Source organism: Bosea sp. 29B (genome assembly GCF_902506165.1).
Taxonomy (GTDB): domain Bacteria; phylum Pseudomonadota; class Alphaproteobacteria; order Rhizobiales; family Beijerinckiaceae; genus Allobosea.
On the sequence record NZ_LR733817.1, the window covers coordinates 1,319,648 to 1,345,798 of the forward strand.

Below are 26,151 nucleotides of genomic sequence, written 5' to 3' on the forward strand. Positions count from 1 at the left end.
TTTGTCAGCTCAATCGATCGCGCGCACCGCCCCCTTGGCCGCGCTGGTCGCCAGCGCCGCATAGGCTTTCAGCGCGGTCGAGACCTTGCGCTTGCGCGGCGCCACCGGCTTCCAGCCATCCTTGCCCTTGGCGTCCATTGCGGCACGGCGGTGCGCCAGCTCTTCGTCGGAAACCTTGAGGACGATGCTGCGCCTGGGGATGTCGATCTCGATCACGTCGCCGCTTTCGACCAGGCCGATCGCGCCGCCCTCGGCCGCCTCGGGTGAGACATGGCCGATCGAGAGGCCCGACGAGCCGCCGGAGAAGCGCCCGTCCGTGACCAGCGCGCAGGCCTTTCCGAGACCCTTCGACTTCAGATAGCTGGTCGGATAGAGCATCTCCTGCATGCCCGGCCCGCCGCGCGGTCCCTCATAGCGGATCAGCACGATCTCGCCGGCCTTGACCTTGTTGTTGAGGATGCCCTCGACCGCCGCGTCCTGGCTCTCGAAGATCACCGCCGTGCCCGAGAAGGTCAGGATCGAGGCATCGACGCCGGCCGTCTTCACGATGCAGCCGTCGAGCGCGATATTGCCGTAGAGCACGGCGAGGCCGCCATCCTGCGAATGCGCATGCGCCTTCTCGCGGATCACGCCCTTTTCGCGGTCGAGGTCGAGCTCCTCATAGCGCCGGTCCTGGCTGAAGGCCGTCTGCGTCGGCACGCCGCCGGGCGCGGCGCTGTAGAAGGAGCGCACCGCCTCGCTCTGCGTCTGCCTGATGTCCCAGCGCTCGAGCGCCTCGCCCATCGTCGCGCTGTGCACCGTCGGTAGCGAAGTGTCGATCAGTCCGGCGCGGTCGAGCTCGCCCAGGATCGCCATGATGCCGCCAGCGCGGTGGACGTCCTCCATATGGACGTTTGCGACGGCCGGCGCGACCTTGCACAGCACCGGCACATTGCGCGAGAGACGGTCGATATCGGCCATGGTGAAGTCGATCTCGGCCTCGTGCGCGGCCGCAAGCAAATGCAGCACCGTATTGGTCGAGCCGCCCATCGAGATATCGAGCGTCATCGCGTTCTCGAAGGCCTTGAAGCTCGCGACATTGCGCGGCAGCACGCTCTCGTCGTTCTGCTCATAGTAGCGCTTGGCGATGTCGACGATGAGGTGGCCGGCCTCGACGAACAGGCGCTTGCGGTCGGCATGGGTCGCCAGCGTCGAGCCGTTGCCCGGCAGCGCCAGGCCAAGCGCCTCGGTCAGGCAGTTCATCGAATTGGCGGTGAACATGCCCGAGCAGGAGCCGCAGGTCGGGCAGGCCGAGCGCTCGATAACCTCGACTTCGCTGTCCGAGTACTTGCTGTCGGCCGCAGCGACCATGGCATCGACCAGATCCACCTTCTTCAGCACGCCCTCGGCGATGTACTTGCCAGCCTCCATCGGCCCGCCCGAGACGAACACGACGGGGATGTTCAGGCGCATCGCCGCCATCAGCATGCCGGGCGTGATCTTGTCGCAATTGGAGATGCAGACCATCGCGTCGGCGCAATGGGCGTTGACCATGTATTCGACGCTGTCGGCGATCAGCTCGCGCGAGGGCAGCGAATAGAGCATGCCGTCATGGCCCATCGCGATGCCGTCATCGACCGCGATGGTGTTGAACTCCTTGGCGACGCCGCCGGCCTTCTCGATCTCGCGCGCGACCAGCTGGCCGAGGTCCTTCAGGTGGACATGGCCCGGCACGAACTGGGTGAAGGAATTCACCACCGCGATGATCGGCTTGCCGAAGTCCGAGTCCTTCATGCCGGTGGCGCGCCAGAGGCCGCGAGCGCCGGCCATGTTGCGGCCATGGGTGGTGGTGGCGGATCTCAGCCTCGGCATGCTTGACCTCGTTGACGCGACGCCCGAACAGAAGGGTTCGCCCTATAGCTAGCGGGCGTGCCCGGCCAGCCAAAATTGAATTATTCGATTTGGATGATCGGCGCCGTCCATGCTGCGGGCGCGAAAGGCCTTGCGATGCTGCGCAATATCGACATCGACCTGCTGCGTTCCTTCGTCACCATCGCGGAACTGCGCTCCTTCACCCGCGCCGCCGCCGCGCTCGCCCGCACGCAGTCGACGATCTCGACGCAGGTGCGCAAGCTCGAGGAGATCGCTGGCCAGACCCTGCTGCAGCGCTCGCCACAGGAGGTCCTCCTGACCCGCGCCGGCGAGGATTTCCTCGGCTACGCCCGCCGCATCGTCGCGCTGCATGACGAGGCGCTCGACGTCGTCCGGGCACGAAACGTCTCCGGCCGCGTCCGGCTCGCGGTGATGGACGACTACGCCACCGTTGTCCTGCCCGAGACGCTCGCCCGTTTCGCCCGCTCCCATCCCGAGGTCGAGCTCGAGGTGACCACCGGCTTCACCCGCGACCTGATCGGCAGCCTCGGCGAGGCCTTCGACCTCGTATTGGCGACGCAGAAGGCAGGGGACGGCAGCGGCGAGGTGCTGCGCAGCGAGCGTACCGCCTGGGCCTGGTCCGACCGCCACGACTTTCCACCGGCAGGACCATTGCCGCTCGCCTTGCTCACGGCACCGAACATGTACCGCGAATGGGCGCTCGCGGCGCTGAACGAGGCCGGCCGGCCCTGGCGCATCCTGTTCTCCTCCTCCAGCATCGGCGCGGTCGAGGCGGTCGCCGCCGCTGGCGCGGCGCTCACCGTGGTCAAGGCCGGCACGGCCCGCGAGGGATTGCGCCTGCTCGGCGAGGCCGATGGCCTGCCTCCCCTGCCCGCCTCGGAGATCGCCTTGCATCTGGCTCCAGGCCGCCCCGCTCCGGCCGCTCGCGCCTTCGCGGTCTTCCTCATCGAGACATTGAAGGTTGGCGCCGGGTGAAACACAGGCCAGGCTCGTGGGGTGCTTTCGGCGGTGGCGACAGGCGTTCTCGAAGACTTGGCCGTAAATACTACACAGGTTGTATAATCATACAAGAACGCGCAATACGTGTATTCATGCGCTACATATCGATCATGGCCTCGCCGCGATGAGATGGCATCGCCCGATCCCGCATCGGAATCTCAGCTTCCACTGACGACTGGTCATACAGGTTAGTAAAAGATCCTGAACCTTCAGTAAAAATTTACTATCCCGCTTCAGGATATGCCTAGAAAAGCGGCACTCTGGATACCAGCATGCTCGATCGGAGCAGCGTTCAACCCTTCCGAAACGACGCGTCCCTGCGGCCCTGCGAACGCATCGCCACCAGGGTTCCCGCGACCAGACGCGGGTTCCGGCGTCCTACCGATTGATCGCCCCAATCGCTCCGAACCTGGTCGCGCTTCGCCCGGCTCGACCTTCCCTTATGTCATGTCCTACTGGGATCAAAAGCATGCGCCTGGCAGCCAATCTCACCATCAAGCAGATATTCCTGTGCATTGCAGGACTCTTCGCCGCCCTGATCGCGGCCATCATCGGGGCGTGGTATTTCCAGCAGCAGGCTGTCGGTGCCCGGGCCGGCGCCTATCGCCAGGCCCACACATCCTATTTGCTCGCCGACGAATTTCGGCAGAGCTCAGACGACCTGACGCGGCTGGCGCGAACCTTCGCTGTCACCGGCAATGCGCGTTACGAGCAGCAATACCTCGAAGTCATCGCCATGCGCAGCGGCGAGAAGCCCCGTCCCGTCGAGCCGCATCGGATCTACTGGGACCTCGTCCTCGACAATGCCGTGCGCCCCCGCGGCCCGGGCCAGACCAAGGCTCTGCTGACCGAGATGAAGGAGGCCGGTTTCACCGAGGCTGAATTCGCCAAGCTCGGCCAGGCCGCCGCCAAATCGGATGGTCTCGTCGCTCTCGAAACCCGCGCCATGAACGCCGCCAAGGGCCTGTTCGAGGATGGCAGCGGCAAATACACCGTCAAGAAGGAGCGTGACCTCAACCTCGCCCGCGAGCTGCTGTTTTCAGCCGATTACGATCGGATGAAGGGCGAAATCATGAAGCCGGTCGACGAGTTCTTCGGGCTGGTCGAGGCCCGCACAAATGCGCGCCTCGATGCGACCGGCGCCACCGTCAGCCAGATCCAGTGGGTGTTCAACCTGCTGCTCGGCACGCTGGTCGCGCTGATGCTTGCGACCGGCGCCCTGATCGTCTCGCGCGTCATCCGGCCGCTCGCCGCGATCAAGACCAGCATCGACGGGCTCTCCAATGGTGAGCTCGAGACGCCGATCCCGCAGACCGGGCGGCATGACGAGGTCGGCGCCGTCGCCACCGCGCTGCTGCTGTTCCGGGACAAGCTGGTGCAAATCCGCGCCCTGGAGGCTCAGGAGCGGGCCGAGGCCGCAGCCCGCGCCGCCCGGGCCGAGGCGATGTCGCGCGTGGTCTCCGATGTCGGCGAGGTCGTCGCCGCCGCGGCCGATGGCGATTTCTCGGCCCGGCTGCAGATCGACGATGCCGACGAGCAGATGCAGAAGCTGGTCGCCGGCATCAACGAGATCAATGCCGTGGTCGACGGCGCCACCACCGAGTTCGTCGCCGTGCTGCAGCGTGTCGCCGATGGCGACCTGACGCAGGATATCGCCACCCAGTATCGCGGCCGCTTCGGCGAGTTGAAGAGCGCGGTGAACGAGACCGTCGAGCGCCTGTCCTCGACCGTGAAGACGATCCAGCTCACCTCCGCCGATGTCGGGCTCTCGGCCCGGGAGATCGCGACCGGCGCGGATGATCTGTCGAAGCGCACCGAGGAGCAGGCCTCCTCGCTGGAGGAGAGCGCCGCGACGACCGAGGAGCTCGCGGCCTCCGTCAAGGCGTCTGCCCAGGCCTCGCGCCAGGCGGCGACCACCGCCGAGGAGGCGATGCGCGCAGCCGAGGGCGGCGGCGAGATCGCCGGCAAGGCGGTCAGCGCCATGGCCCGGATCGAAGAGGCCTCGAAGAAGATCTCCGATATCACCCGCGTCATCGACGACATCGCCTTCCAGACCAACCTTCTCGCCCTCAACGCCGCTGTCGAGGCCGCCAGGGCGGGCGATGCCGGCAAGGGCTTCGCGGTCGTCGCCTCGGAGGTACGCACCCTGGCGCAGCGCTCGGGCGAAGCCGCCAAGGACATCTCGACGCTGATCTCCTCCTCGAACGTCGAGGTCGGCGAGGGCGTCAAGCTGGTCCGCCAGGCCGGTGACGCGCTGACGCAGATCCTGGCGGCGTCACAGAAAGTTGCCTCGACCATCGCCGACATCTCCTCGGCCGCGGCCGAGCAGGCCAACGGCATCGAGGAGATGAGCCAGACCGTCGCCCATATGGACGAGATGACCCAGCAGAACGCCGCACTCTCCGAGCAGAGCGCCGCCAGCGCCAATGCGCTCAACCAGCGCATCACGCAGCTCAATGACCTCGTCGCGGCCTTCAAGACCGGAGGCGACGCTGCCGCCACCGCGTCCATGTCTCACGCCGCACCGGCCCGCTCGGCCGCCGTGCGCAAGCCTGCGGCTGCCGAGCCGCAGCGCCTGCAGCAGCTCGCCGCGACCGCCTTCAGCCCGGCCCCGCGCAAGGTCGCCAATGCCGGCAAGCATGGCGACAGCGGCTGGGCCGAGTTCTGACCCCACCGCCGGCCGCCCAAGGGCGGCCGGCGTCCTTGCGAAAGGGTCCGGCACAGGCAGAATGGCCGCCCTGACAATTGCCGGCAGAGCTTTCCTGAGTGACCACGATCGACCAACGGGATGCCCTGCTCCGGCTCGGCGAGCACCAGCTCTTCACGCGCAGCTGGACGCCCTCGGATCCCAAGGCGGACCGGCTCACGCCGGTTCTGCTCTTCCACGACTCGCTCGGCGCGATCGAGCTCTGGCGCAGCTTCCCCGAAAAGCTGGCAACCGCGACCGGCCGGCGCGTCGTCGCCTATGACCGCCTCGGCTTCGGCCGTTCCGATCCGCATCCGGGAACGCTCGGCCTCGATTTCGTCGCGGACGAGGCGGAGAGCGTCGTCCCGCAGCTCTGCGACCAACTCGGCCTCTGCGATTTCATCGCCTGCGGCCATAGCGTTGGCGGCTGCATGGCGATCGAGACGGCGGCGCGCTGGCCCGGCCGCTGCCAGGCCCTCGTCACCATCGCCGCCCAGACCTTCATCGAGGATCGGACGCTGGCCGGGATCAGGGTGGCGCAGCAGGATTTCCAGAACCCGGACAACTTCGCCCGGCTGGCGCGCTATCACGGCGACAAGACGCCCTGGGTGCTCGAAGCCTGGATCGGGACCTGGCTCTCCCCCGCCTTCGCGGACTGGACGCTCGACCGGCCGCTGGCCGCGATGCGCTGCCCGGTCCTCGCCATCCATGGCGAACTGGACGAATACGGCTCGCTCCGCCATCCCCCGCGCATCGCCGAGGGGCGCGGCGAGACGCTGATCCTGCCGGGAGTAGGCCATGTCCCGCATCGCGAGGCAGAAGATGTTCTCGTCGCGGCGATCGCGGGTTTCCTGGCCGCAATTTAATCCGCGGTGCTGCCTTCATCCCCGCTCCCCGCGATTTTCCTCCCGAAAACGCCTCGACAAAAGACCGCGATCTTACGGTTATCAAGCTCTTTCAGTAGAGTATATAATTGCACAAATACAATCAAACTGAACATCGTGCGAATATCTGCTAGGATAAATCCGGATACTCTCCGGAAAGGTATTTTGATGCGCCGCCGCTTGATCCTGCCCATCGCGATTGGGCTTGGCATCAGCTTGGGCTTGCTACCTCTGGCAGCTGCCTATTACCTGTCGCAGCAGCGGGCCATTGCGACCGAACGCGTACATTTGAAGGATTATGCGAGGTGGACCTTGCAGCGGGCCGACCTGGTGGTCACGCGAGCCAAGGATGCTTTGCGCCGGCTGGTGATGGAAAACCATGCGCTGTGCTCACCGCTCCACCTGGAGCGATTGCAGCAATTGACCAAGGATGTCCTCTCCGTAGAGAAAATCGATGTTTTCAAAGATGGGACGTTGGTCTGCGACAGTTGGGGGGCCTCGACGAGTCCGGAGCCGATGCGAAAGCCGGATATCGTCCTGTCGCAAGATTTTGGCCTCGTCATAGCTTCGGGGCCGACGTTGCAGCGTCCGCCCGCCGAGATGGTAGCGGTCGCATACGGGCCTTACCAGGCGCTCATCAAGAAGGAACGCCTGATCGACGTCCTGCACGACACCCCGATGGTTATCGGGATCGCCACATATGACGGCAGACTCCTCGCCTTGTCAGGGCGCACCGATCCTCTTCTGGTGCGGCAGCTCTCGCTGGAGGAGACCAGTGGTACAACTGGTCAGAAGGTGTTCTCGTCGCTGCGCAGCGCTGATTTCATTGCTTTCGCCATCTCGGACCACAGCGTCGTCGCCTGGCGCACCGATAGCGAGCTCTGGAAACTCATCCCAATCGGCTTGGCGATGTCGGCGAGCATCATCGCATTGATCATCTGGGCATCGCGCCAGCGCATGTCGCTGGCAGGCGAGCTGAAGACAGGAATCGTCTACCGCGAGTTCGTGGCGCACTATCAGCCCATCATCGAGCTTGCGACCGGCAGATGCGTTGGAGCTGAAGCGCTTGTCCGATGGCCCAAACCGGACGGCACCTGGGTCCGGCCGGATCTTTTCATCACCTATGCTGAAGACCATCACATGATCGCACCCGTGACCGACATCATGATCGCGCGGGTGCTGGAAGACATGGCGACGGCGCTGCGAGCCGATCCCTCGTTGCACATCGCGATCAACATCTCGGCCGAAGACATCCAGAGCGGCCGCTTCCTGGACGTGCTCTCCCCCGCCCTCGAGAAAGCGCAAGTCGACCCGGCGCAAGTCTGGCTCGAGGCAACCGAGCGCAGCTTCATCGAGGCCGACGCGGCTCGCGCCACGCTCGAGCGGGCACGGCAACTCGGGCACACCATCGCGATCGACGATTTTGGAACGGGGTATTCCAGCCTGTCCCTTCTGGAAAGCCTGCCCCTCAATGCGCTCAAGATCGACAAGTCATTCATCGATGCCATCGGCCGCGAGGCTGCGACCAGCATCGTGACGCCATCCATCATCGACATGGCGCATACCCTGACATTCGTCGTCGTGGCGGAAGGTGTGGAGAAGGCGGAGCAGGCAGCCTATCTGAAAGCCGCCGGTGTCGAGTTCGCGCAGGGCTGGCTCTACTCCAAGGCCTTGCCACCCGGAGAGTTTCTTCGGTTTTACAGGCAACGCAACGAAGGGGCTCCGGTACCGGAAGCAGCGTGACGGCCAAACCCGCTCCGTCGCAGGCCTGGGCTCTCCGGCGCTCATCATCCTCGGAGGAGTTCGACGCGTCGCCCTAACGCATCATGTCCGCAAGTGCCTCGCGCATCGCCTCACTGGAGATATGGAACACCCCCTGATAGGGCAGGCTGAGGTCGACGATCATGAACATGATGCTCGAGACGGAGAGCACCCCGATCGCCAGGACGGCGGCGCTGAGTGCTCGGCGCGGGATCTGCAGGCCGAAGCTCAGGAAGACCAGGCTGAGCCAGAAGCTCAGGATGCCGACAAAGAAGGCGCCGGATGGCGCGTTGGCATCCTCGATCACGTTCCATCTTGCGGATGAGACGTCGGCATAGGCCGCCCGACAGCGGGTCGCTGAATGTTCGAGGCCCGTGGTTGGCAGGATATCCACATCTGCGCCGATGTCATTGATCAGCTGCGACAGACTCCGATCCTCGCCGCGTATCGCCATACGGCGCGTGTCGGGCATACCCGCGACCACAGGTGCTGTTTCACGGGGCCACGTGCTGGCGATAACTGCAGCCGTGTACTGTTGAAGTTTCAGCCTGGTCGGGTCGGCGACCGTTTTGAAGATGCGCAGGCACTGATCGAGATTGGCGAGGCGCGCGGCATAGCTGGAACGATTGCCGCTGGTGACGTCGAAACGTGCCCGGGTCGTCGATAATTGCAGGCTGAGGATGAGTGCGGCGAAGGTGACCATCAGCCCAGTCACCAGCCTGATCGAATCCATGTTCTCGCTGGTCAGGTGATGTTCGTGCAGGAGTTTCCGCAAAGCCATGCCTGCCAGCGCGCTCAGGCTGAACAGCGCGAGAAATGCGAGGACCAGGAGGAGTTCCATACGATCTCCCTGGCTCGGCCTCTGGATCAGGACACCCAGTCGGTGTGAGCCTCAGCTTCTCCCGACTCCCTCACCCCGGCAAGCGATGCCCCTGAACATCTCCCGCAGCGCCAATCGTTGCCGCCAGCGGATGAGCCGGGATCAGGGTCCGACGAGCTGCCCGCCATCGACAACGATGGTCTGGGCGGTGACCCAGCTCGCCTTGTCGGAGGCCAGGAAGAGCACGACCTCGGCAACCTCCTCCGGCTTGCCCATCCGGCCGAAGGGGATGCTGGCCAGGGTCGAGCGATAGAGTTCGGGGTTCGAGGTCTTCCGATCCTCCCATGTCCCGCCGGGGAACTCGATCGAGCCGGGCGCGACGCCGTTCACCCTGATGCCCTGCTTCGCCAGCATCTTCGCCTGGCTTGCCGTGTAGTGCATCACCGCCGCCTTGATCGCGCCATAGGGCGCCGAGCGCGACGATGCCCGCAGCGCCGAGATCGAGGAGATGTTCACGATCGACGAGCCCGGCTTCAGATGCGCGATCGCGGCATGGCTGCCGCGGACGATCGCCATCATGTCGATTGTCAGCGAGGCGGCCCAGCCCTCCTCGTCATCGGAATGGCCGAAGCCGGAGGCGTTGTTGACGAGGACATCCAGGCCGCCGAGAGCCTTGACCGCCTCGGGTACATAGGCCTCGATCGCGCTTGCATCGGCGAGATCGACGCTGGCCGCATGTGCGGTCACGCCGAACGCCTCGATCTCCCGGCGCGTCGCTTCGAGCGGCCCCGTACTCCGCGCACAAATTGACACCGCGGCACCTCGCGCCGCGAACCCCAGCGCGATCGCGCGCCCGATGCCGCGGCTGCCGCCCATCACGATCACGCGCTTGCCGGCGAAGTCCTGGGCCATATGGGCGATTCCTTACTGACGTTTCGACATCTAGATAACCGCGGCGCAAGGCTTGCCTTCAAGGCTCGCCGCCCGCCATCTGCGCATGGCAGGTACCTGCTCGGAGGCGGCTCACTCAGTGGCATACTGGCTCATCCGTCAGCTGTGGTTTAGCTTTCTGGAATGAAGGAAATTAAGGACGCCCTTAGTCGAGGAGCAGACCGGGTTGGCGGCTGGAGCAATCATTTCAGGCGAACCAAACGATGGGAAGAGCGCGCAGTACACGCGCTAACAAACCTCCCAGCGACCGAATTTAACACGGCGCTTGACTATGCTCTCGCGTACTTCATTTGGAGCCACTCTCTCCGTGAATGGCTCATTGGTGATGGCATTTTTCTCAAAGATGAGCTTGATCTGGCCTTAAGGCGATATCCAGAGTGGAGGATCGTTCGCGACCTGGCTAACAGGTCAAAGCACTTGATTCTTACTCAGAATCCAACAGATGGAGATTGGGTTGTGTTTAGGGAGTATGACCATTTCGCGCCTCAAGTCGAAGGGCGGGAAAGGCATCATCTAAACCTGTATTTTGATGGGAAGAAATATCTCCTGCTAGATGTTATATCCTCGACAAGGTCGATGTGGGAAAAAATCCTATCGGATAAAGGGCTCATTTAGCGGCGAACAGTAAGATACCCCCCTCACCCCGGCAACCGATACTCCCTGAACATCTCGCGCAGCGCCGTCTTCTGGATCTTGCCGGTCGCGGTGTGCGGGATCGCTTCGACCAGCACGACATCGTCGGGCAGCCACCATTTCGCGACCTTGCCGGCCATGAAGGCGAGCATCTCGTCGCGGCCGGGCGTCCTGCCGGGCTTGGGCACGATCACCAAGAGCGGCCGCTCGTCCCATTTCGGATGGGCAACGCCGATCACGGCGGCTTCCGCCACATCGGGATGGCCGATGGCGAGGTTTTCGAGCTCGATCGAGGAGATCCATTCGCCGCCGGACTTGATCACGTCCTTGGAGCGGTCGGTGACCTGCATGTAGCCGTGCGGGTCGATCGTCGCGACATCGCCAGTGTCAAAGAAGCCGTGCTCGTCGAGGATCGGCTGGTCATGCCTGTAATAGGCGCCAGCGACGGCGGGCCCACGCACCTTCAGGCACCCGAAGGTCTTGCCGTCCCAGGGCAGGTCGGCGCCATCATCATCGGTCAGGCGGAATTCGACACCGAACTGCGGATGGCCCTGCTTGACCTTGAGGTCGTAGAGCGCATCGCCCGTGAGATCGGCATAGATCGGCTTGATCGAGCAGAACGAGCCGATCGGGCTCATCTCGGTCATGCCCCAGGCATGGTCGACGGTGACGCCGTACTTTGTCTCGAACGCCTCGGTCATCGCCCGCGGGCAGGCCGAGCCGCCGATCACCACGCGCTTCAGCGTGTCGAGCTTGCCGCCGGTCGCTTCCAGATGCTGCAGCAGGCCGAGCCAGACCGTCGGCACCGCCGCGGTCAGCGTCACCTTTTCATCGTTGAGCAGTTCGAGGAGCGAGGCGCCGTCGAGCTTCATGCCGGGCATCACCAGCTTCGCCCCGGTCATCGGCGCCGAGAAGGCGAGCGACCAGCTGTTGGCGTGGAAGAGCGGCACCACCGGCAGGACGACGGTCCGTGCCGACAGGCCCATATAGTCCGGCTGGGCGCAGCCCATGGCGTGCAGCACGTTGGAGCGGTGCGAATAGAGCACGCCCTTGGGTCCGCCGGTCGTGCCCGAGGTGTAGCAGAGCCCGGCCGCAGTGCTCTCGTCGAACGCGGCCCAGGCGAAATCGGCATCGACCTCGGCGAGCCAGTCCTCGTAAGCGACGGCGTTCCGGAGCGAGGTCTGCGGCATATGCGCGGCGTCGGTCAGGACGATGTAGCGCTCGACTGATGGCAGCTTGTCCTGCAGGCCTTCCATCAGCGCAACGAAGGTCAGGTCGAAGAAGACCAGCCGGTCCTCGGCATGATCGATCAATTGGGCGATCTGCTCCGGGAAGAGCCGCGGATTGACGGTGTGGGTGATCGCACCCATGCCGCTGATGCCGTACCAGAGCGCAAGATGCCGGTCGGTGTTCCAGGCGAGCGTTGCGACGCGGTCGCCGAGGCGGATGCCTTCGCGCGTCAGCCTCTTGCCGATCCTGAGCGCGCTCTGGCGGATATCGGCATAGGTCGTGCGCCGGATCGGCCCTTCGACGCTGCGGGAGACGACTTCACGCGTGCCATGCTGGATCGCTGCATGATCGATGATCCGGTGGATCAGCAGCGGCCAATTCTGCATCAGCCCGAGCATGCGTTTCTCCCTGTCGTCTTGCTTCGCTTTTTGGCAGCATAGCCAGCGGACGGCTCGCGGCGAAAGCCCTCGCCTCCCGATTGGAGATGAGTTAGTTTACAACTAAACGATCTAGGGATGAACGCCTTGTCAGTGCCGCGCCCAATCCCCGCCCCGGAACCCATCGAGCCGGATCGCGTCTGGTTCCGCTTCATGCGCCTGCATCAGCGCATGCTCGGCCAGATGACAGCGCGCATCCGCGAGCTCGGTCTCTCCATCCCGCAATTCGACCTGCTCTCGACCCTGAGCGAGCGCGAGGGCATCAGCCAGAGCGAGCTCGCCGAGCGGCTCTACGTCACCAAGGGCAATGTCTCCGGCCTGGTCGACCGGCTGGTGCAGGCGGGACTGGTCGAGCGCCGCGCCATCGTCGGCGACCGGCGCTCCTATGCGATGCACCTGACAGCAGAAGGCCGGCGCCTCGCCGACGCCGGCATGACGACGCAGCGCGATTATGTTGCCCAGACGCTCGGCAAGCTCCCGCACGAGGACCTCGCCGAGCTCGACCGGCTGGTGCTGGCCTGGCGCGAGCGCGCCCGCGCCCTCGACACGCCCTGATGTTCGCCGGCCTGGCTTACGCCGGCGGCGGCAATCGCTGCTACTGGCAGGGCGGCTTCTACGAGACCGTCGCGCCCCACATCGGCCTGAAGCCGCGCCGCATCGTCGGCGCCAGCGCCGGCGCCGGGGCGATGCTCTATAATGCGCTCGGCGTCGGCCCCACCGTGCGCGAGATGCTGCGCCAGGCCTGCACCGGCCGCACCTCCGAGGTCGACTGGGCCGCCTTCCGCCGTGGCGGACGGCTCTTCCCGGTCGCGGAGATGTACCGCAGCATGCTGGCGAGCCTGTTCACGCCCGAGCGGCTGGCAGTGCTGAAGGGCCAGGCCGATTTCCTGATCGCGATCTCGCGGCCGCCGCGCTTCTGGCCATTGCCCGTCATCACCACGATCGGGATCGGCGCCTACCAGCTCGAAAAGCGCCTGCGCCGCCCGGTCCACCCGACCGTCGGCCGCAAGCTCGGCTTCCGGCCCGACCTGATCCGCATCGCCGACTGCGCCGATCCCGAAGAGCTGGTCGATGCGCTGATGGCGAGCGCCGCCGTGCCGCCCTTCATGCCGGCGGGCAATATCGGCGCCCGTGCCGCGCTCGATGGCGGCCTCGTCGACAGCGCCCCGGCCTGGGCGCTCGCCGAGATGGAGGCGGCCGGCGAGCAGACGCTGGTGCTGCTGACCCGCCCCTTCGCCGAGGTGCCTGATATCAAGAACCGCACCTATGCCCGCCCCTCGCAGACCATTCCCGTCAGCCAGTTCACCATCCGCAACTGGGAAGGCATCCGCTTCGCCTACGAACTCGGCGTCAGGGATGGCGAGGACTTCCTGAGAGCGATGGAGCGGCGGAAGGCGGGTTGAACGCAGCTAAGGCAATGCCAGCCACCTCGTCATGCTCGCCCTCGTGGCGAGCATCCACGTCTTGAACACCGCACTGCGTCCGGAAAGACGTGGATGGTCGGGACAAGCCCGACCATGACGGGTGCGGTTCCGCCGCCTGCCGCAATGCACTACGATTCGAGTCCCTCCCGCCGGAATCCGCGATGGCCTCGATCGATCTGACCGCCTCCGCCACCAGCCTGCGCGCCGGACTACTCGCCCGCCGCTTCAGCGCCATGGATCTGCTCGAAGCGACCTTCGCCCGCATCGACGCGCTGAACCCGTCGCTCAACGCCATCGTCGCGCAGGATCGCGACGCGGCACGAACGATGGCGGCGGAATCGGATCGGCGCATCGCTTCCGGCAAGGCCCGCGCCCTCGAAGGGCTGCCGATCACGATCAAGGACGCCTTCGATATCGCCGGCCTGCCCTCCTCCGGCGGCCTGCCCGCCTATAAGGAGCGCATCCCGCAGGAGGACGCCGCCGCCGTCGCCCGCCTGCGCGCCGCCGGTGCGATCATCCTCGGCAAGACCATGGTTCCGGTCTTCTCCGGCGACTTCCAGAGCTACAACCCGGCCCATGGCGTAACCAGCAACCCGTGGAATCCCGACTATTCGCCGGGCGGCTCCTCGGGTGGCGCGGCGGTCGCGGTCGCCACGGGGATGAGCGCCTTCGAGCTCGGCTCCGATCTCGGCTCCTCGATCCGCTGGCCGGCGCAGGCCTGCGGCGTCTTCGGCCTCAAGACCAGCTGGGGCATGGTCTCGACTTGGGGCCTGATCCCGCCGCCGCCGGAGCGGCGCACCTTGCGCAATGCCGATCTCGTCGTCGCCGGCCCGATCGCCCGCGCGACCGAAGACCTCGACCTGATCCTACCGGTGCTGACCGGCCCGCGCGATCCGAACGTCGCCGGCCCGGCCTTGCCGGTGCCGCGCCACCGCGAGGCGAGCGGCCTGCGTGTCGCGGTCTGGGCGCAGGAGCCATTCGCGCCGGTCACGAAGGAGGTCTCGGACACGGTGCGCGAAGCCGGCCGGCGCCTCGCCGAAGCGGGCGCGCTCGTCGACGAGACCGCCCGCCCCGGCTTCCGCTTCACCGAGGCCTATGAGGTCTATGCACTCTTGAACCACGCCGTCGTCGCCTATGGCCTGCCGCCAAAAGTGCGCGCCCGCATCCAGGCGCAAGCGGCGAAGTATGCGCCCGGCGATCTTTCGCATCAGGCATTGCAGGCGCGCGGCGCCCGGATGACACCCGGCCTCTACCAGCAGCTCCACCAGCGCCGCCTCGCGCTGAAGCGGCAATGGGCCCGCTTCTTCCAGAGTTGGGACGTATTGCTCTGCCCGCCGGCGCCGGTCGCAGCGCAAAGGCACGACCATCTGCCCGATTTCCACGCCCGCCGACTCGACATCGACGGAGTCGAGCGCCCCTATCTCGACTTCCTGTGCTGGGCGAGCCTCGCCACCGGCGCCGACCTGCCGGCACTCTCGGCTCCGGTCGGTCTGTCCAAGGCTGGTCTGCCGACCGGCGTGCAGATCATCGCACCCTTCGGCGAGGACCGGACGGCGATCGCAGTCGGCGCGATGCTGGAGAAGCAGGGCGGTGGATTTAGGGTACCGCGACTGGCCGAAGCGTCGTTACTGGAGGAGCCAGCAACAGGGTGACTGCCTCCCATAGGCTAGCGCTTTACAGGCGCACGTCACTCCGCTCCACTAAGCACCTTAAAGAGCTTGGTGGAGGCGTCTGGTGCTGGAGCGTTTCTTACGAGCCCTCGATCCGCTTTACGGAGCGGACATCGCAGCCAAGAAGTTTTTCTTCACCAAAGGCGCATCACAAGTCCTCCTCGTGGCGCTGGTTCGCGAAAAGGAGGATTCCAAATTCGTGTTTGCCTTGCCGGAGACAGAAAACTCCGTACGGACAAAAATAGCGCTGACGCCTGAAGCAGTAGATGGGTTGATCGAATTTCTGACCGATTGCCGAAAAGAAATCGGCTGAATCGGCTCAACTTACAGACAATCCGCCAGCGAAGGCCTTCGGTTGCCGTCACGCCCGACCGTCTCCGGCGCCGCCAGCATGGCGTTCAGCACTGCTTCCTGCGTCGCCTCGGCTGCGGCGCGGAAGGGCAGGTCGATCCGGTTCTCGTTGAGGACGGTGAGCGGGACGAGACCGGCCTCGTCGTCATGGGCGATCCGGCCTGCGGTCGAGAAGGCGATGGCGATGTCGCCGCTGCCATGGCCCCAGAAGGCACCAAGGCGCGCCAGCCCCGCGCCGCAGCGCCGGGCGATCCGCGTGAGCTGGCGGCTCTCCAGCGGCAGGTCGGTCGCCAGCACGATGATGACTGAGCCGCGCTCCGGCGGCTGGGCCGAACCTGCGGCGGGCGGCACCGGTCGGCGCCCATCGGGCAAAACCAGATCGCCGGCATTGCCGAAATTCGCCTGCACCAGCACGCCGAGCGTGAAGCTGCGGCGGTCGAGCTCGATCAGGCGCGAGGCCGTGCCGATGCCGCCCTTGAAGCCGAAGGCGCTCATGCCGGTGCCGGCGCCGACCGCGCCTTCCTCGACCGGTCCTCCGCTGGCAGCATCCAGCGCAGCTTCCGCATCCGCCACCGTCAGGCGCCGCGCCCTGATATCGGAGAGGAAGCCGTCATTGCATTCGAGCACGAGCGAGTTGACCGTGCCCGTGCTGCGGCCGATCTCCGGATTGCCGGCGAGCGCCCGCCCGACCAGCGCCTCGGTGCCGGCGCCGACCGAGAAGGTGTTGCCGAGCAGGATCGGCGTCTCAATCTGGCCGAGTTCGGCGAGCTGCATCAGCCCGGCGCTCTTGCCGAAGCCATTGATCACCTCGATGCCGGCCCTCACCTTCTCGCGGAAGAGATCACCCGGATGCGGCAGCACCACGGTGAAGCCGGTGCGGATATCGTCTTCGCGCAGGGTGCGGTGGCCAACGGTGACGCCCGGTACGTCGGTGATCGCATTGAGCGGGCCGGGCGGCAGCGCGCCGCAGATCAGGCCGTAATCGCGCGCCCGCTTGCTCAAGGGGACCTCCCGTTCCGATCACATGGCCGCGTTGAACACGGCCTCGATGTTGTGGCCATCGGGATCAATGACGAAGGCCGCATAGTAGTGCGGGCCGTAATGCGCCCGCAGGCCCGGCCCGCCATTGTCGCGCCCGCCATGCAGAAGTGCCGCCCGATGGAACGTATCGACCGCTCCCCGGCCGGGAGCCGCGAAAGCGACATGGAACCCCGGCCCTGGCGGCCGCTGCCCGTCCGGACGGTGCTTCAGCGCCAGCCCGTCGCCGCCGCCTGGAACACCATAGCCGACCGCCTGATTGCTCTTGCCGGGTCGAAGGTCGCTCCAGACCCGGACGTAACCCAGCGGCGCGAGCACGGCATCGTAGAAGGCGACGGCTCGCTCGATATCGGCCACTCCAAGCGACAGGTGATGCAGCATCGGCCGGCTCGCCTCGCTCACGCCGCCGCCTTGACCTTCGCCACGGTCACACGCGGCCGTCCGCCCGCAAGCTCCTCGCGTAGGACCAGCCGCTCATCGGCCGCGATCAGGCCGAGCTGCACATCATGGTCCGGCATGACCGCCGTCGCCGACTTGTTGAGGAAGACGATGACCGGGCGATTGCCGGCGGCGGCCCAGCGGCGCAGCTGGGTGAGATAGGGCTCCTTGCGCCAGGCCTGCGGCGCGCCGGGATCGAGCTGGACGAACAGCCAGTTCGTCGCCGGGTCCATGGTCAGCACGAAGCGCGCCTTGTCAGGCTTCCATTCCGGGCCGAGGAAGCTCTGCGTCATCCAGAGGCAGAAGAAGGCGCGGCAATGGTCCGGCCGCGTCGCATGGATGCCGCAGCCCCGGCCGGGCAGGCAGTGCTTGCACCAGCTGCCGGCGACGCTCTCCACCGCCGGCACGTCATAGACCTTGCAGCACAATGTGCACGTGCCGCAGTCGCGGCCGGGCGCCGGCTGGTTCACCATACGGGCGGGATCGATCATGCCTGACCTCTTCGAAGAGCGCGGAACCATGCGCAGAGCGGCGGCGGCTGGCAAGCCGGTTTGGAATGATTCCAGGCGCGATATCCGCCTCTCAGCCCTCATCCTGAGGAGCAGTCATCAGGCTGCGCCTCGAAGGATGCTCTAGTGGGCTCCTGAGCCATCTGGAATATCCTTCGAGACACGACCCGCGATCGCTCCTCAGGATGAGGGCTGCGGATTGGAAGTCGCCTCAAGATTCCGACGAGCCGGGCCCGTCCCGCGCCAGACTCTGCCCTGATCTGCAGGAAAATCGCTCAGCGCTTGCGCCGATCGCGGTCTATGCTCGCATAAACAACGCGTAAATAAGCAGGAGCCGGGAAATGCTGACCAACCTCGCCGTCCGCGACATCGAGACGCTCGTCCACCCCTACACCAACCTGGCGACGCATCGCGAAGTCGGCCCGCTGGTGCTCGAGCGCGGCAAGGGGGTCTTCGTCTACGACACCACCGGCAAGGACTATATCGAGGGCATGGCCGGGCTCTGGTGCACCTCGCTCGGCTATTCCAACCAGGAGCTGGCCGAGGCCGCCTATGAGCAGCTGAAGAAATTGCCCTTCACCCATCTCTTCTCCGGCCGCAGCCATGATCCGGCGATTGAGTTGGCCGAGAAGCTGAAGGAAATCGCGCCGGTGCCGATCTCCAAGGTGTTCTACGGCGCCTCCGGCTCGGACGCGAACGACACCCAGGTCAAGCTGGTCTGGTACATGAACAATGCGCTCGGCCGGCCCAAGAAGAAGAAGATCATCTCGCGGCTGAAGGGTTATCACGGTGTCACCGTCGCCTCGGCCTCGCTGACCGGCCTGCCGGCCAACCATACCGATTTCGACCTGCCGCTCCCCGGCATCCTGCACACCTCCAGCCCGCACCATTATCGCTTTGCGCAGCCGGGCGAGAGCGAACTGGACTTCTCGGCGCGTCTCGCCGCCGAGCTCGACGAGATGATCCAGCGCGAGGGGCCGGACACCGTCGCCGCCTTCATCGCCGAGCCGGTGATGGGCGCCGGCGGCGCGGTCACTCCGCCCGAGGGCTATTTCGAGGCGATCAACGCCGTCCTCGCCAAATACGACATCCTCTTCATCGCCGACGAGGTCATCACCGGCTTCGGCCGCACCGGCGAGATGTTCGGCACCACCACCTACAAGATGAAGGCCGACACGCTCTCCTGCGCCAAGGCCCTGACCTCGGCCTATTTCCCGCTCAGCGCCGTGCTGATCAACGAGCCGGTCTATGAGGTGCTCGTCGACCAGAGCAAGAAGATCGGCACCTTCGGCCACGGCAACACCTATGCCGGCCACCCGGTCGGCTGCGCGGTCGCGGTCAAGACGCTGGAGATCTACCAGCGCGACAAGATCATCGATCACGTGCGCAAGGTCGCGCCGAAGTTCCTGCAGCGCCTCACCAAGCTCGCCGAGCACCCGCTTATCGGTGAAGCCCGCGGCGTCGGCCTGATCGGCGGCATCGAGTTCGTCAAGGACAAGGCGAGCAAGGCCCAGTTCGAGGCCAAGAAGGGCGTCGCCCTCAAGTCGACCAGCTTCGCCCAGGAAGAAGGCCTGATCCTGCGCGCGCTGGGCGGCGACCGCGTTGCCTTCTGCCCGCCGCTGGTGATCAGCGAAGCCGAGATCGACGAGCTGTTCGACCGCTACGAGCGTGCGCTCGCCAAGACGCTCGACTGGGTCAAGGCCGAGGGGCTGCTCGCGGGCTGATCCGCACACCCGAACCACGACGTCATGCTCGCCCTTGTGGCGAGCATGACGTCGTGGACACCGCATGCCACGGAGGAAGACGTGCATGGTCGGGACAAGCCCGATCATGACGAGAAAAAGCGGCTGGCGCTGATTTCAGCCTGCCTACCAGCGAAACTGTGCCAAAGCTGACCAAAGCCTCGGTGTGACGATGAAAACGTCACAAGAAATTCAAAATGCCGCCGCCGGCCCGACCCGATCGGCAGCGACATTGGCGGTGCTGACGGCCAGGAACCGTCGGCGCCACAACCGGAAATCGAGGATCATGTCTACGCATAAGCCGCGCCACCCCGCGCACCGCTCCGCCAGCTTCCATGATGCCAGCGCACGTGAGGCTTATGCATCGCGCTTTCGTCCGATCGCGATTCCTGCCATTCTCGCGGGAACCCGCTGGACCCCGGCCGCGTTGACCTCGCAGCACAGGGACGTTCCGGCGCTCCTGCGCAACGGTTTCGAAGATTGATACGACCACCTCCCATTGAGACCCCAAATGCTTGACCGGCGCAGAGTTCTTCAGACTCTCGCCGGTCTTTTTTTGTCCGGCATCGGGCTCGGCGGCTATGCCTATGCCTGGGAGCCAACCCATCAGGGCGTGACCCGCTACAAGCTCCGGCCAGCCGGCTGGCCGGAGGGCAGGCGGCTGAGCCTCGCCGTCCTCAGCGACATCCATGTCGGCAGCGGCTATATGCCGATCTCGCGCGTAGGCGAGATCGTCGACCAGACCAATCAGCTGAAACCGGACCTCATTCTCCTGCTCGGTGATTTCGTCGCCAGCCGCGATTGGCGTCCGAGTGATCCGCAGCCCGTCGAATGGGCGCTGCAGCTCGCCCGGCTGCAGGCCCCCAATGGCCGTTTTGCCGTGCTCGGCAATCATGATTGGTGGCATGACGAGCGCGCCCAGAGCGCGCGCCGCGGCCCGACGCTGGCTGGCTCGGCGCTGGCGGCGGTCGGTATTCCGGTGCTGGAGAATCAGGCGCTCAAGCTCAACACCGCGGCCGGGCCGGTCTGGCTCGCCGGACTCGGCGATCAGTGGGCCTTCCCACGCTGGCTACAGCCGCCGGGGATGCCCAGAGCCCATCGCGGCATCGACGATCTCGCGAGCACTCTCGCCATGGTCACAGACGATGCACCGGTGATCCTGATGGCGCATGAGCCCGATATCTTCACCAGGGTGCCGGCGCGCATCGCTCTGACGGTATCGGGCCATACCCATGGCGGCCAAGTCAGGCTGTTCGGCTGGTCACCCGTGGTGCCGTCCCGCTACGGTAACCGCTACGCCTACGGTCACATCGTCGAGAACGGTTGCAACCTGATCGTCTCAGCAGGCCTCGGCGTCAGCAGCAAAATGCCGATCCGGCTGGGCGCACCGCCGGAGATCGTCCTGATCGAACTGGGTTGAGGGCGACGCCGCAGCGTCATCCGATCAGCGGACGATGACCTTTCCGCCGACCGCAGCGCGGTTGTAGAGGTCGATCGCATCGATATTGCGCATCCGGATGCAGCCGGACGAGGCCGAGCGGCCGATCGTCTCCGGCTCATTGGTGCCGTGGATGCGGTAGAGCGTGTCCTTGCCGTTCTGGTAGAGATAGAGGGCGCGGGCGCCGAGCGGATTGTCCGGCCCGCCCTCCATGCCGCCGGCGCGCGGCGCCAGATGCGGCCAGCGCGCGATCATCTCGGCCGGCGGCGTCCAGCGCGGCCACTCGGCCTTGCGCTGCATCACGGCCGTACCAGTCCATCCGAAGGCTTCGTCGCCGGTTGCGACGCCGTAGCGGATCGCCTTTTTGCCCGGCAGGACGAAGTAGAGGAACTTTTCGGTGGTATCGACCACGATCGTGCCGGGCTCTTCGCCGGTCGGGTCGGTGATCTCGTAAGGCAGATGCGTGAGCTGCGTCTCGAAATTCGGGACGAGCGCCATGTATTCGGCATCGCGCGCCGACAGCGACGGCGCATGAACCGTCTTGTACTGGCAGGCGCCAAGAAGCACCGACAGGCCGAGCACCGTAACGAGAGTCTGCTTCATAGGGTCCACCGCCGGCACCGAAACGGTGCTCGTTATGATGAATGCATCGTTAAAAAACGGTGACCCGACGAGACAAGGCCCGGGTCGAACACAAGCTGGTCTTACGGCGCAAATGACTCTCAGGCAATGAAGTTCAGCACCTGCTCTGGCGTCTTGCTGCATTGCAGTGACAATATGGTCACGCTTGCGGGCTACCCCGTTTGGAAAGCTTCGCGACTATCGGAGACTTGCGCGTGACGACGCTGCTGATCAGCCATCCTTCCAGCCTCCGCCATGTCACGCCGCCGGGCCATCCCGAGCGCGCCGACCGCATCCGCGCCGTCGAGCAGGCGCTGGAGGAGGAGCGATTCGCGCATCTGCAGCGCGTCGATGCCCCGGAAGGCACGCTCGCCCAGGTCGCGCTCTGCCACCCCGCCGCCTATGCGCAGGCTATCGTCGATGCCGCGCCGCAGGAGGGCATGGTCCAGGTCGATGCCGACACCATCATGTCGCCAGGTACGCTCGCTGCGGCGCTTCACGGCGTCGGGGCTGCCGTCCACGCCGTCGACGAGGTCATGAGCCGACGCGCGACCAACGCCTTCAGCGCCATGCGCCCGCCCGGTCACCATGCCGAGAGCGACAAGGCGATGGGCTTCTGCTTCTTCAACAATGCCGCCATCGCCGCCCGCCATGCCCAGAATGCCCATGGCGCCGAGCGCGTCGCCATCGTCGACTGGGACGTCCATCACGGCAATGGCACGCAGGAGATCTTCTGGGGCGACGCTAGCGTGCTCTACGCCTCGACCCATGAGATGCCGCTCTATCCCGGAACCGGCGCGCCCTCCGAACGTGGCGAGCACGGCACGATCGTCAACGCACCGCTTCGGGCCGGCGACGGCGCCGACGCCTTCCGCGACGCCTTCGAGAGCGCGATCCTGCCGCGGCTCGCAGCCTTCCGGCCGGATCTGGTGATCATCTCGGCCGGCTTCGACGCGCATTGGCGCGACCCGCTCGCCAACATCAACCTGAAGGAAGCCGACTTCGCCTGGGCGACGCAGAAGCTGATGGAGATCGCCGACCGCCATGCCGGCGGACGGCTCGTCTCGATCCTGGAAGGCGGCTACGACCTCGAAGGCCTGTCGAAATCGACCGCCGCTCATGTCATGGCGCTGATGCGGGGGTGAGGCGAGCTGCCGGCTCGCGAGGAAACACGCCGTCTTTCCGGGGCTTCGCGCAGCGAGGAGCCCGGAACCCAGAACCGATGCAGCCTCCAAAGAAGCGCGAACATCGCCGCCCTATCGAGAAAGGACATCGGTTCTGGGTTCCGGGCTCGAGCCGACGGCCCGCCCCGGAAAGACGGAGCCTCACTCCAACGGCGCGGTCTCGGCGATCTCGATGCCGAAGCCCGAGAGGCCGACGAAGGCGCGGGTCGAGGACGCCAGGTTGACGATCGAGGCGACGCCGAGATCGCGCAGGATCTGGGCGCCGAGGCCGACCTCGCGCCATTGCTGCGAGCGCAGCGCGTCCGAGCCCTCCTCGTCCTCGACGCTCTTGATCGGCACGCCCGCCGAGCCGTCGCGCAGATAGACCAGCACGCCCTTGCCCTCCTGCTGGAAGCGGCGCAGCACGCACTGGATCGAGGAGGCGCCGCCGAGCACGTCGGCGACGACATTGGCGCGGTGCAGCCGGGCCGGAACCTTCTCGCCATCGCCGAGCTTGCCCATGACGAAGGCGAAATGCTGCGTGTCGTCAAAGGGCGTGATGTAGACATGGCCGGTCATCTCGCCGAACTCGGTCTTGACCGGGAAGGAGTGCACGCGCTCGACCAGCTTCTCGCGCGCCTGGCGATAGGCGATCAGGTCGGCGACCGTGATCTGCTTAAGATTGTGCTTCTGGGCGAAGGCCGTGATCTGCGCGCCCTTCATCACCGTGCCGTCGTCATTGGCGAGTTCGCAGATCACGCCGACCGGCGGCAGGTCGGCGAGCTTGCAGAGATCGACCGCGGCCTCGGTATGGCCCGAGCGCATCAGGACGCCGCCATCCTTGGCGATCAGCGGGAAGACATGGCCGGGCCGGACGAAATCGGCGGCGCCCATATTGCCGTTGGCGAGCGCGCGCACCGTATTGGTCCGCTGCTCCGCCGAGATACCGGTGGTCAGCCCGTGCTTGACGTCGACCGTGATGGTGAAGGCGGTGCCGAGCGGGGCATCGTTGGAGGAGACCATCGGGTCGAGCCGCAGGCGGCGCGCCTCACCCGACGTCAGCGGCGCGCAGACGATGCCGCAGGTGTTGCGGATGATGAAGGCCATCTTCTCCTGCGTGCAGAGCGAGGCGGCGACGATGAGATCGCCCTCGTTCTCGCGATCGTCGTCATCGGTGACGATGACGATCTCGCCGCGCGCGAAGGCTTCGACGGTCTCGGCGACATTGCTTGCGGTCATGACAGCCTCGCGCGGGCCCTGCAGGCCCAGAAAATCGTTGGGGGTGACAGCGCCGCCGGTCGCGGCGGCGATACGCTCGGCGCTCTCGCGTGAGATCCAGGCGGTCGGATCGTTGCAGAGCGCCGTGACGCTGGCGGGCGAAAGGCCGACCTGCCGCGCGAAGGCGCTGCGGGCGGTCTTGGTTTGCTGGAGCCAGACATCGAGCTTCATGAAGAGAAGCTAATACGCCTCCGCTTCATCCGCAATGAAGGGAGGAAAATTTTTCAGTAATACTGAAATGATCATCCCGAGCCGTCATGGCCGGGCTTGACCCGACCATCTCTTGCCGGAAAAAGCGCCTACCAGCACCTTCCCGTTCTGAGATTCTCGGGTCTGCGCTTCGCTTCGCCCGAGAATGACGCGGTCAGCCCTCGAACGGCCAACGCGGCTCGATCACGCCGACCTGAGCGCGGTGGCGCAGATACTGGTCGGCGAGCACGCAGGCGACCATGGCCTCGCCCACCGGCACGGCGCGGATGCCGACGCAGGGGTCGTGCCGGCCTTTGGTGAACATCTCGGTCTCGCCGCCGGTGCGGTTCACCGTGGCGCGGGGCGAGAGGATCGAGGAGGTCGGCTTCACCGCGAAGCGCGCCACGATCGGCTGGCCGGTCGAGATGCCGCCCAGGATGCCGCCGGCATGGTTCGACAGGAACAACGGCTTGCCGTCATTGCCGGCGCGCATCTCGTCGGCATTCTCCTCGCCGGAGAGTTCGGCGGCAGCGAAGCCATCGCCGATCTCGACGCCCTTGACCGCGTTGATGCTCATCAGCGCCGCGGCGATCTCGGCGTCCAGCTTACCGTAGATCGGCGCGCCCAGACCCGCCGGCACGCCCTCGGCGACGATCTCGAGCACGGCACCAATCGAGGAGCCGGACTTGCGGATGCCGTCGAGATAATCGGCGAAGCGCTCGGCCGCCTTGGCATCCGGGCAGAAGAACGGGTTGTTGCCGACCTCGGCCCAGTCCCAGTTGCCACGATCGACCTTGTGCGGCCCCATCTGCACGAGGGCGCCGCGCACCAGCATGCCCGGCACGACCTTGCGGGCGATCGCCCCGGCCGCGACCCGCATCGCCGTCTCGCGCGCCGAGGAGCGGCCACCGCCGCGATAGTCGCGGATGCCGTATTTCACGTCATAGGTGAAATCGGCATGGCCGGGCCGGTACTTGTCCTTGATCTCGGAATAGTCCTTCGAGCGTTGGTCGACATTGTCGATCATCAGCCCGATCGAAGTGCCGGTGGTGACCTGCTCGCCGTCTGCCTCCCGCGCGAAGACGCCGGAGACGATGCGGACCTGATCCGGCTCCTGGCGCTGCGTCGTGTAGCGCGACTGTCCGGGCCGGCGCTTGTCGAGGTCGCGCTGGATCTCGGCCTCGCTCAGCGGGATCAGCGGGGGGCAACCGTCGACGACGCAGCCGATCGCAGGCCCATGGCTCTCGCCGAAGGTGGTGACGCGGAAGAGATGGCCGAAAGTGTTGTGAGACATGGAAACCTGACGAGACTTGAAGCGCTGGCTTCTTACCCGGTTTCCGGCAACGGGGGCAGCCCCTGAAACGGATCCCGTGCGGAAACGCCCAAAGGCGCGAAATGTCGGAGATTCCTGGTCAGCACGATCAAGCCGTGTGCCTCGGCCGTTGCAGCGATGGCGATGTCTTCGAAACCGGGTCGATGCGCTCGCGCCCGATCGAGCATGCCACCGGCGAGATGGGCACAGCGCAGATCAAACGGCAGCACCTTCGTTCCGTAGAAGTGCTCGACCGCCTGCCACCATTCGGCCAGCACGCGCGCCTTGGTGCCAGCGCCCTCCCGTTCGGCCTTTGCGATGCCCGCTGCCACCTCGGCGGCCGTGATCACCGAGAGGAACAGATTGGGACTCGCCCGATCGAGCCAGACGGCCAGTTCTCCCGCCTCCGCCCGCTTCGAGGGGGCCAATGCCGAGATCACATTGGTGTCGAGCAGGAACATCAGAGATCGACGGGTCGAGTCGGCTCCCTGCTGCGTTCGGGAATATCCTCCGGCTCACCCGGGAAAGCCGCCAGCAAACGCCCGAAGCTCGGCGCGCGCGAGAGCCGCTCATAATCCTCGAACGACAGGATGACTGCATCCTTGCGACCATGGCGCGTGATGATCGAGGGCATTCCGCCAACCGCTTGGTCGACCACCGCAGACAGGGTGGCCTTGGCGTCCTTGAGTTGGATTTCTCGCATCG

At 65.7% G+C, this 26,151-nt stretch carries 23 protein-coding genes; 11 read left to right on the top strand and 12 right to left on the bottom strand.

The window, feature by feature from the left end; all coding sequences use genetic code 11:
- Positions 1 to 9 precede the first annotated feature (9 nt).
- Positions 10 to 1,851: a dihydroxy-acid dehydratase gene (ilvD, locus tag GV161_RS06500; protein WP_152015477.1), complete on the bottom strand. Its 1,842-nt coding sequence runs from the start codon at positions 1,849 to 1,851 to the stop codon at positions 10 to 12.
- 75 nt (positions 1,852 to 1,926) lie between these two features.
- Between ilvD and GV161_RS06505 the strand changes: the two genes are divergently transcribed.
- The 4 genes from GV161_RS06505 to GV161_RS06520 all read left to right on the top strand — a co-directional run bounded on the left by GV161_RS06505 (position 1,927) and on the right by GV161_RS06520 (position 8,184).
- Entirely contained in the window at positions 1,927 to 2,847 is a 921-nt protein-coding gene (locus tag GV161_RS06505) for a LysR substrate-binding domain-containing protein (protein ID WP_152015476.1), read from the top strand.
- 493 nt (positions 2,848 to 3,340) lie between these two features.
- Positions 3,341 to 5,539, top strand: coding sequence for a methyl-accepting chemotaxis protein (locus tag GV161_RS06510; RefSeq protein WP_159650181.1), 2,199 nt, complete (start codon positions 3,341 to 3,343; stop codon positions 5,537 to 5,539).
- Between the two features lie 98 nt (positions 5,540 to 5,637).
- Positions 5,638 to 6,423 carry an alpha/beta hydrolase gene (locus tag GV161_RS06515; protein WP_152015474.1) on the top strand — a complete coding sequence of 262 codons (786 nt, stop codon included), beginning with the start codon at positions 5,638 to 5,640 and terminating at the stop codon, positions 6,421 to 6,423.
- A 186-nt stretch (positions 6,424 to 6,609) separates the two neighbouring features.
- Positions 6,610 to 8,184, top strand: coding sequence for an EAL domain-containing protein (locus tag GV161_RS06520; RefSeq protein ID WP_152015473.1), 1,575 nt, complete (start codon positions 6,610 to 6,612; stop codon positions 8,182 to 8,184).
- A 73-nt stretch (positions 8,185 to 8,257) separates the two neighbouring features.
- Here GV161_RS06520 and GV161_RS06525 read toward each other — a convergent pair whose 3' ends face one another.
- The 3 genes from GV161_RS06525 to GV161_RS06535 form a co-directional block, all read right to left on the bottom strand.
- Complete coding sequence (locus GV161_RS06525) at positions 8,258 to 9,043, bottom strand: DUF4239 domain-containing protein (protein WP_152015472.1); 786 nt, start codon at positions 9,041 to 9,043, stop codon at positions 8,258 to 8,260.
- A gap of 141 nt (positions 9,044 to 9,184) precedes the next feature.
- The gene (locus GV161_RS06530; RefSeq protein WP_152015471.1) at positions 9,185 to 9,934 is read right to left on the bottom strand and encodes an SDR family NAD(P)-dependent oxidoreductase; all 750 of its coding nucleotides are present in this window, start codon (positions 9,932 to 9,934) and stop codon (positions 9,185 to 9,187) included.
- Between the two features lie 677 nt (positions 9,935 to 10,611).
- The gene (locus GV161_RS06535) at positions 10,612 to 12,234 is read right to left on the bottom strand and encodes a long-chain-fatty-acid--CoA ligase (RefSeq protein ID WP_152015470.1); all 1,623 of its coding nucleotides are present in this window, start codon (positions 12,232 to 12,234) and stop codon (positions 10,612 to 10,614) included.
- 117 nt (positions 12,235 to 12,351) lie between these two features.
- Between GV161_RS06535 and GV161_RS06540 the strand changes: the two genes are divergently transcribed.
- The 4 genes from GV161_RS06540 to GV161_RS06555 all read left to right on the top strand — a co-directional run bounded on the left by GV161_RS06540 (position 12,352) and on the right by GV161_RS06555 (position 15,680).
- The gene (locus GV161_RS06540; protein ID WP_152015469.1) at positions 12,352 to 12,828 is read left to right on the top strand and encodes a MarR family transcriptional regulator; all 477 of its coding nucleotides are present in this window, start codon (positions 12,352 to 12,354) and stop codon (positions 12,826 to 12,828) included.
- Complete coding sequence (locus GV161_RS06545) at positions 12,828 to 13,676, top strand: patatin-like phospholipase family protein (protein WP_152015468.1); 849 nt, start codon at positions 12,828 to 12,830, stop codon at positions 13,674 to 13,676. Before GV161_RS06540 ends, GV161_RS06545 begins: the two co-directional genes overlap by 1 nt.
- A 182-nt stretch (positions 13,677 to 13,858) precedes the next feature.
- Entirely contained in the window at positions 13,859 to 15,349 is a 1,491-nt protein-coding gene (locus tag GV161_RS06550; protein ID WP_152015467.1) for an amidase family protein, read from the top strand.
- Between the two features lie 82 nt (positions 15,350 to 15,431).
- Complete coding sequence (locus tag GV161_RS06555; RefSeq protein ID WP_152015466.1) at positions 15,432 to 15,680, top strand: hypothetical protein; 249 nt, start codon at positions 15,432 to 15,434, stop codon at positions 15,678 to 15,680.
- Positions 15,681 to 15,691: 11 nt separating this feature from the next.
- Here GV161_RS06555 and GV161_RS06560 read toward each other — a convergent pair whose 3' ends face one another.
- From GV161_RS06560 to GV161_RS06570, 3 genes are read right to left on the bottom strand one after another with little or no spacing between them, the layout of a single operon-like run.
- Positions 15,692 to 16,720 carry a P1 family peptidase gene (locus tag GV161_RS06560; protein WP_152015465.1) on the bottom strand — a complete coding sequence of 343 codons (1,029 nt, stop codon included), beginning with the start codon at positions 16,718 to 16,720 and terminating at the stop codon, positions 15,692 to 15,694.
- An 18-nt stretch (positions 16,721 to 16,738) separates the two neighbouring features.
- On the bottom strand, positions 16,739 to 17,137 hold the full coding sequence (locus GV161_RS06565; RefSeq protein ID WP_152016231.1) for a VOC family protein: 399 nt from the start codon (positions 17,135 to 17,137) through the stop codon (positions 16,739 to 16,741).
- Between the two features lie 17 nt (positions 17,138 to 17,154).
- Positions 17,155 to 17,685, bottom strand: coding sequence for a hypothetical protein (locus tag GV161_RS06570; RefSeq protein ID WP_152015464.1), 531 nt, complete (start codon positions 17,683 to 17,685; stop codon positions 17,155 to 17,157).
- A gap of 359 nt (positions 17,686 to 18,044) precedes the next feature.
- On the opposite strand from GV161_RS06570, the gene GV161_RS06575 reads away from it, so the two are divergent.
- Both GV161_RS06575 and GV161_RS06580 read left to right on the top strand, forming a co-directional pair.
- A complete protein-coding gene (locus GV161_RS06575) occupies positions 18,045 to 19,427 on the top strand; it encodes an aminotransferase (protein WP_152015463.1) in 1,383 nt (460 codons plus the stop codon).
- Between the two features lie 574 nt (positions 19,428 to 20,001).
- Complete coding sequence (locus GV161_RS06580; protein ID WP_348521247.1) at positions 20,002 to 20,865, top strand: metallophosphoesterase; 864 nt, start codon at positions 20,002 to 20,004, stop codon at positions 20,863 to 20,865.
- A 24-nt stretch (positions 20,866 to 20,889) separates the two neighbouring features.
- Here the strand turns inward: GV161_RS06580 and GV161_RS06585 are convergent, their stop codons facing one another.
- Positions 20,890 to 21,486: a L,D-transpeptidase gene (locus GV161_RS06585; protein ID WP_152015461.1), complete on the bottom strand. Its 597-nt coding sequence runs from the start codon at positions 21,484 to 21,486 to the stop codon at positions 20,890 to 20,892.
- Between the two features lie 233 nt (positions 21,487 to 21,719).
- On the opposite strand from GV161_RS06585, the gene GV161_RS06590 reads away from it, so the two are divergent.
- Positions 21,720 to 22,649 (top strand): histone deacetylase family protein, encoded by a 930-nt coding sequence (locus GV161_RS06590; RefSeq protein ID WP_152015460.1) that lies wholly within the window; start codon positions 21,720 to 21,722, stop codon positions 22,647 to 22,649.
- Positions 22,650 to 22,829: 180 nt separating this feature from the next.
- On the opposite strand, the gene ribB is transcribed toward GV161_RS06590, so the two are convergent.
- The 4 genes from ribB to GV161_RS06610 all read right to left on the bottom strand — a co-directional run bounded on the left by ribB (position 22,830) and on the right by GV161_RS06610 (position 26,149).
- Positions 22,830 to 24,116 (bottom strand): 3,4-dihydroxy-2-butanone-4-phosphate synthase, encoded by a 1,287-nt coding sequence (gene ribB, locus GV161_RS06595; RefSeq protein WP_193219560.1) that lies wholly within the window; start codon positions 24,114 to 24,116, stop codon positions 22,830 to 22,832.
- Positions 24,117 to 24,309: 193 nt separating this feature from the next.
- Positions 24,310 to 25,428: a chorismate synthase gene (gene aroC, locus GV161_RS06600; RefSeq protein ID WP_152015459.1), complete on the bottom strand. Its 1,119-nt coding sequence runs from the start codon at positions 25,426 to 25,428 to the stop codon at positions 24,310 to 24,312.
- 32 nt (positions 25,429 to 25,460) lie between these two features.
- Positions 25,461 to 25,907: a type II toxin-antitoxin system VapC family toxin gene (locus GV161_RS06605; RefSeq protein ID WP_152015458.1), complete on the bottom strand. Its 447-nt coding sequence runs from the start codon at positions 25,905 to 25,907 to the stop codon at positions 25,461 to 25,463.
- Positions 25,907 to 26,149 carry a type II toxin-antitoxin system Phd/YefM family antitoxin gene (locus GV161_RS06610; protein ID WP_152016229.1) on the bottom strand — a complete coding sequence of 81 codons (243 nt, stop codon included), beginning with the start codon at positions 26,147 to 26,149 and terminating at the stop codon, positions 25,907 to 25,909. Before GV161_RS06610 ends, GV161_RS06605 begins: the two co-directional genes overlap by 1 nt.
- Positions 26,150 to 26,151: the final 2 nt, after the last annotated feature.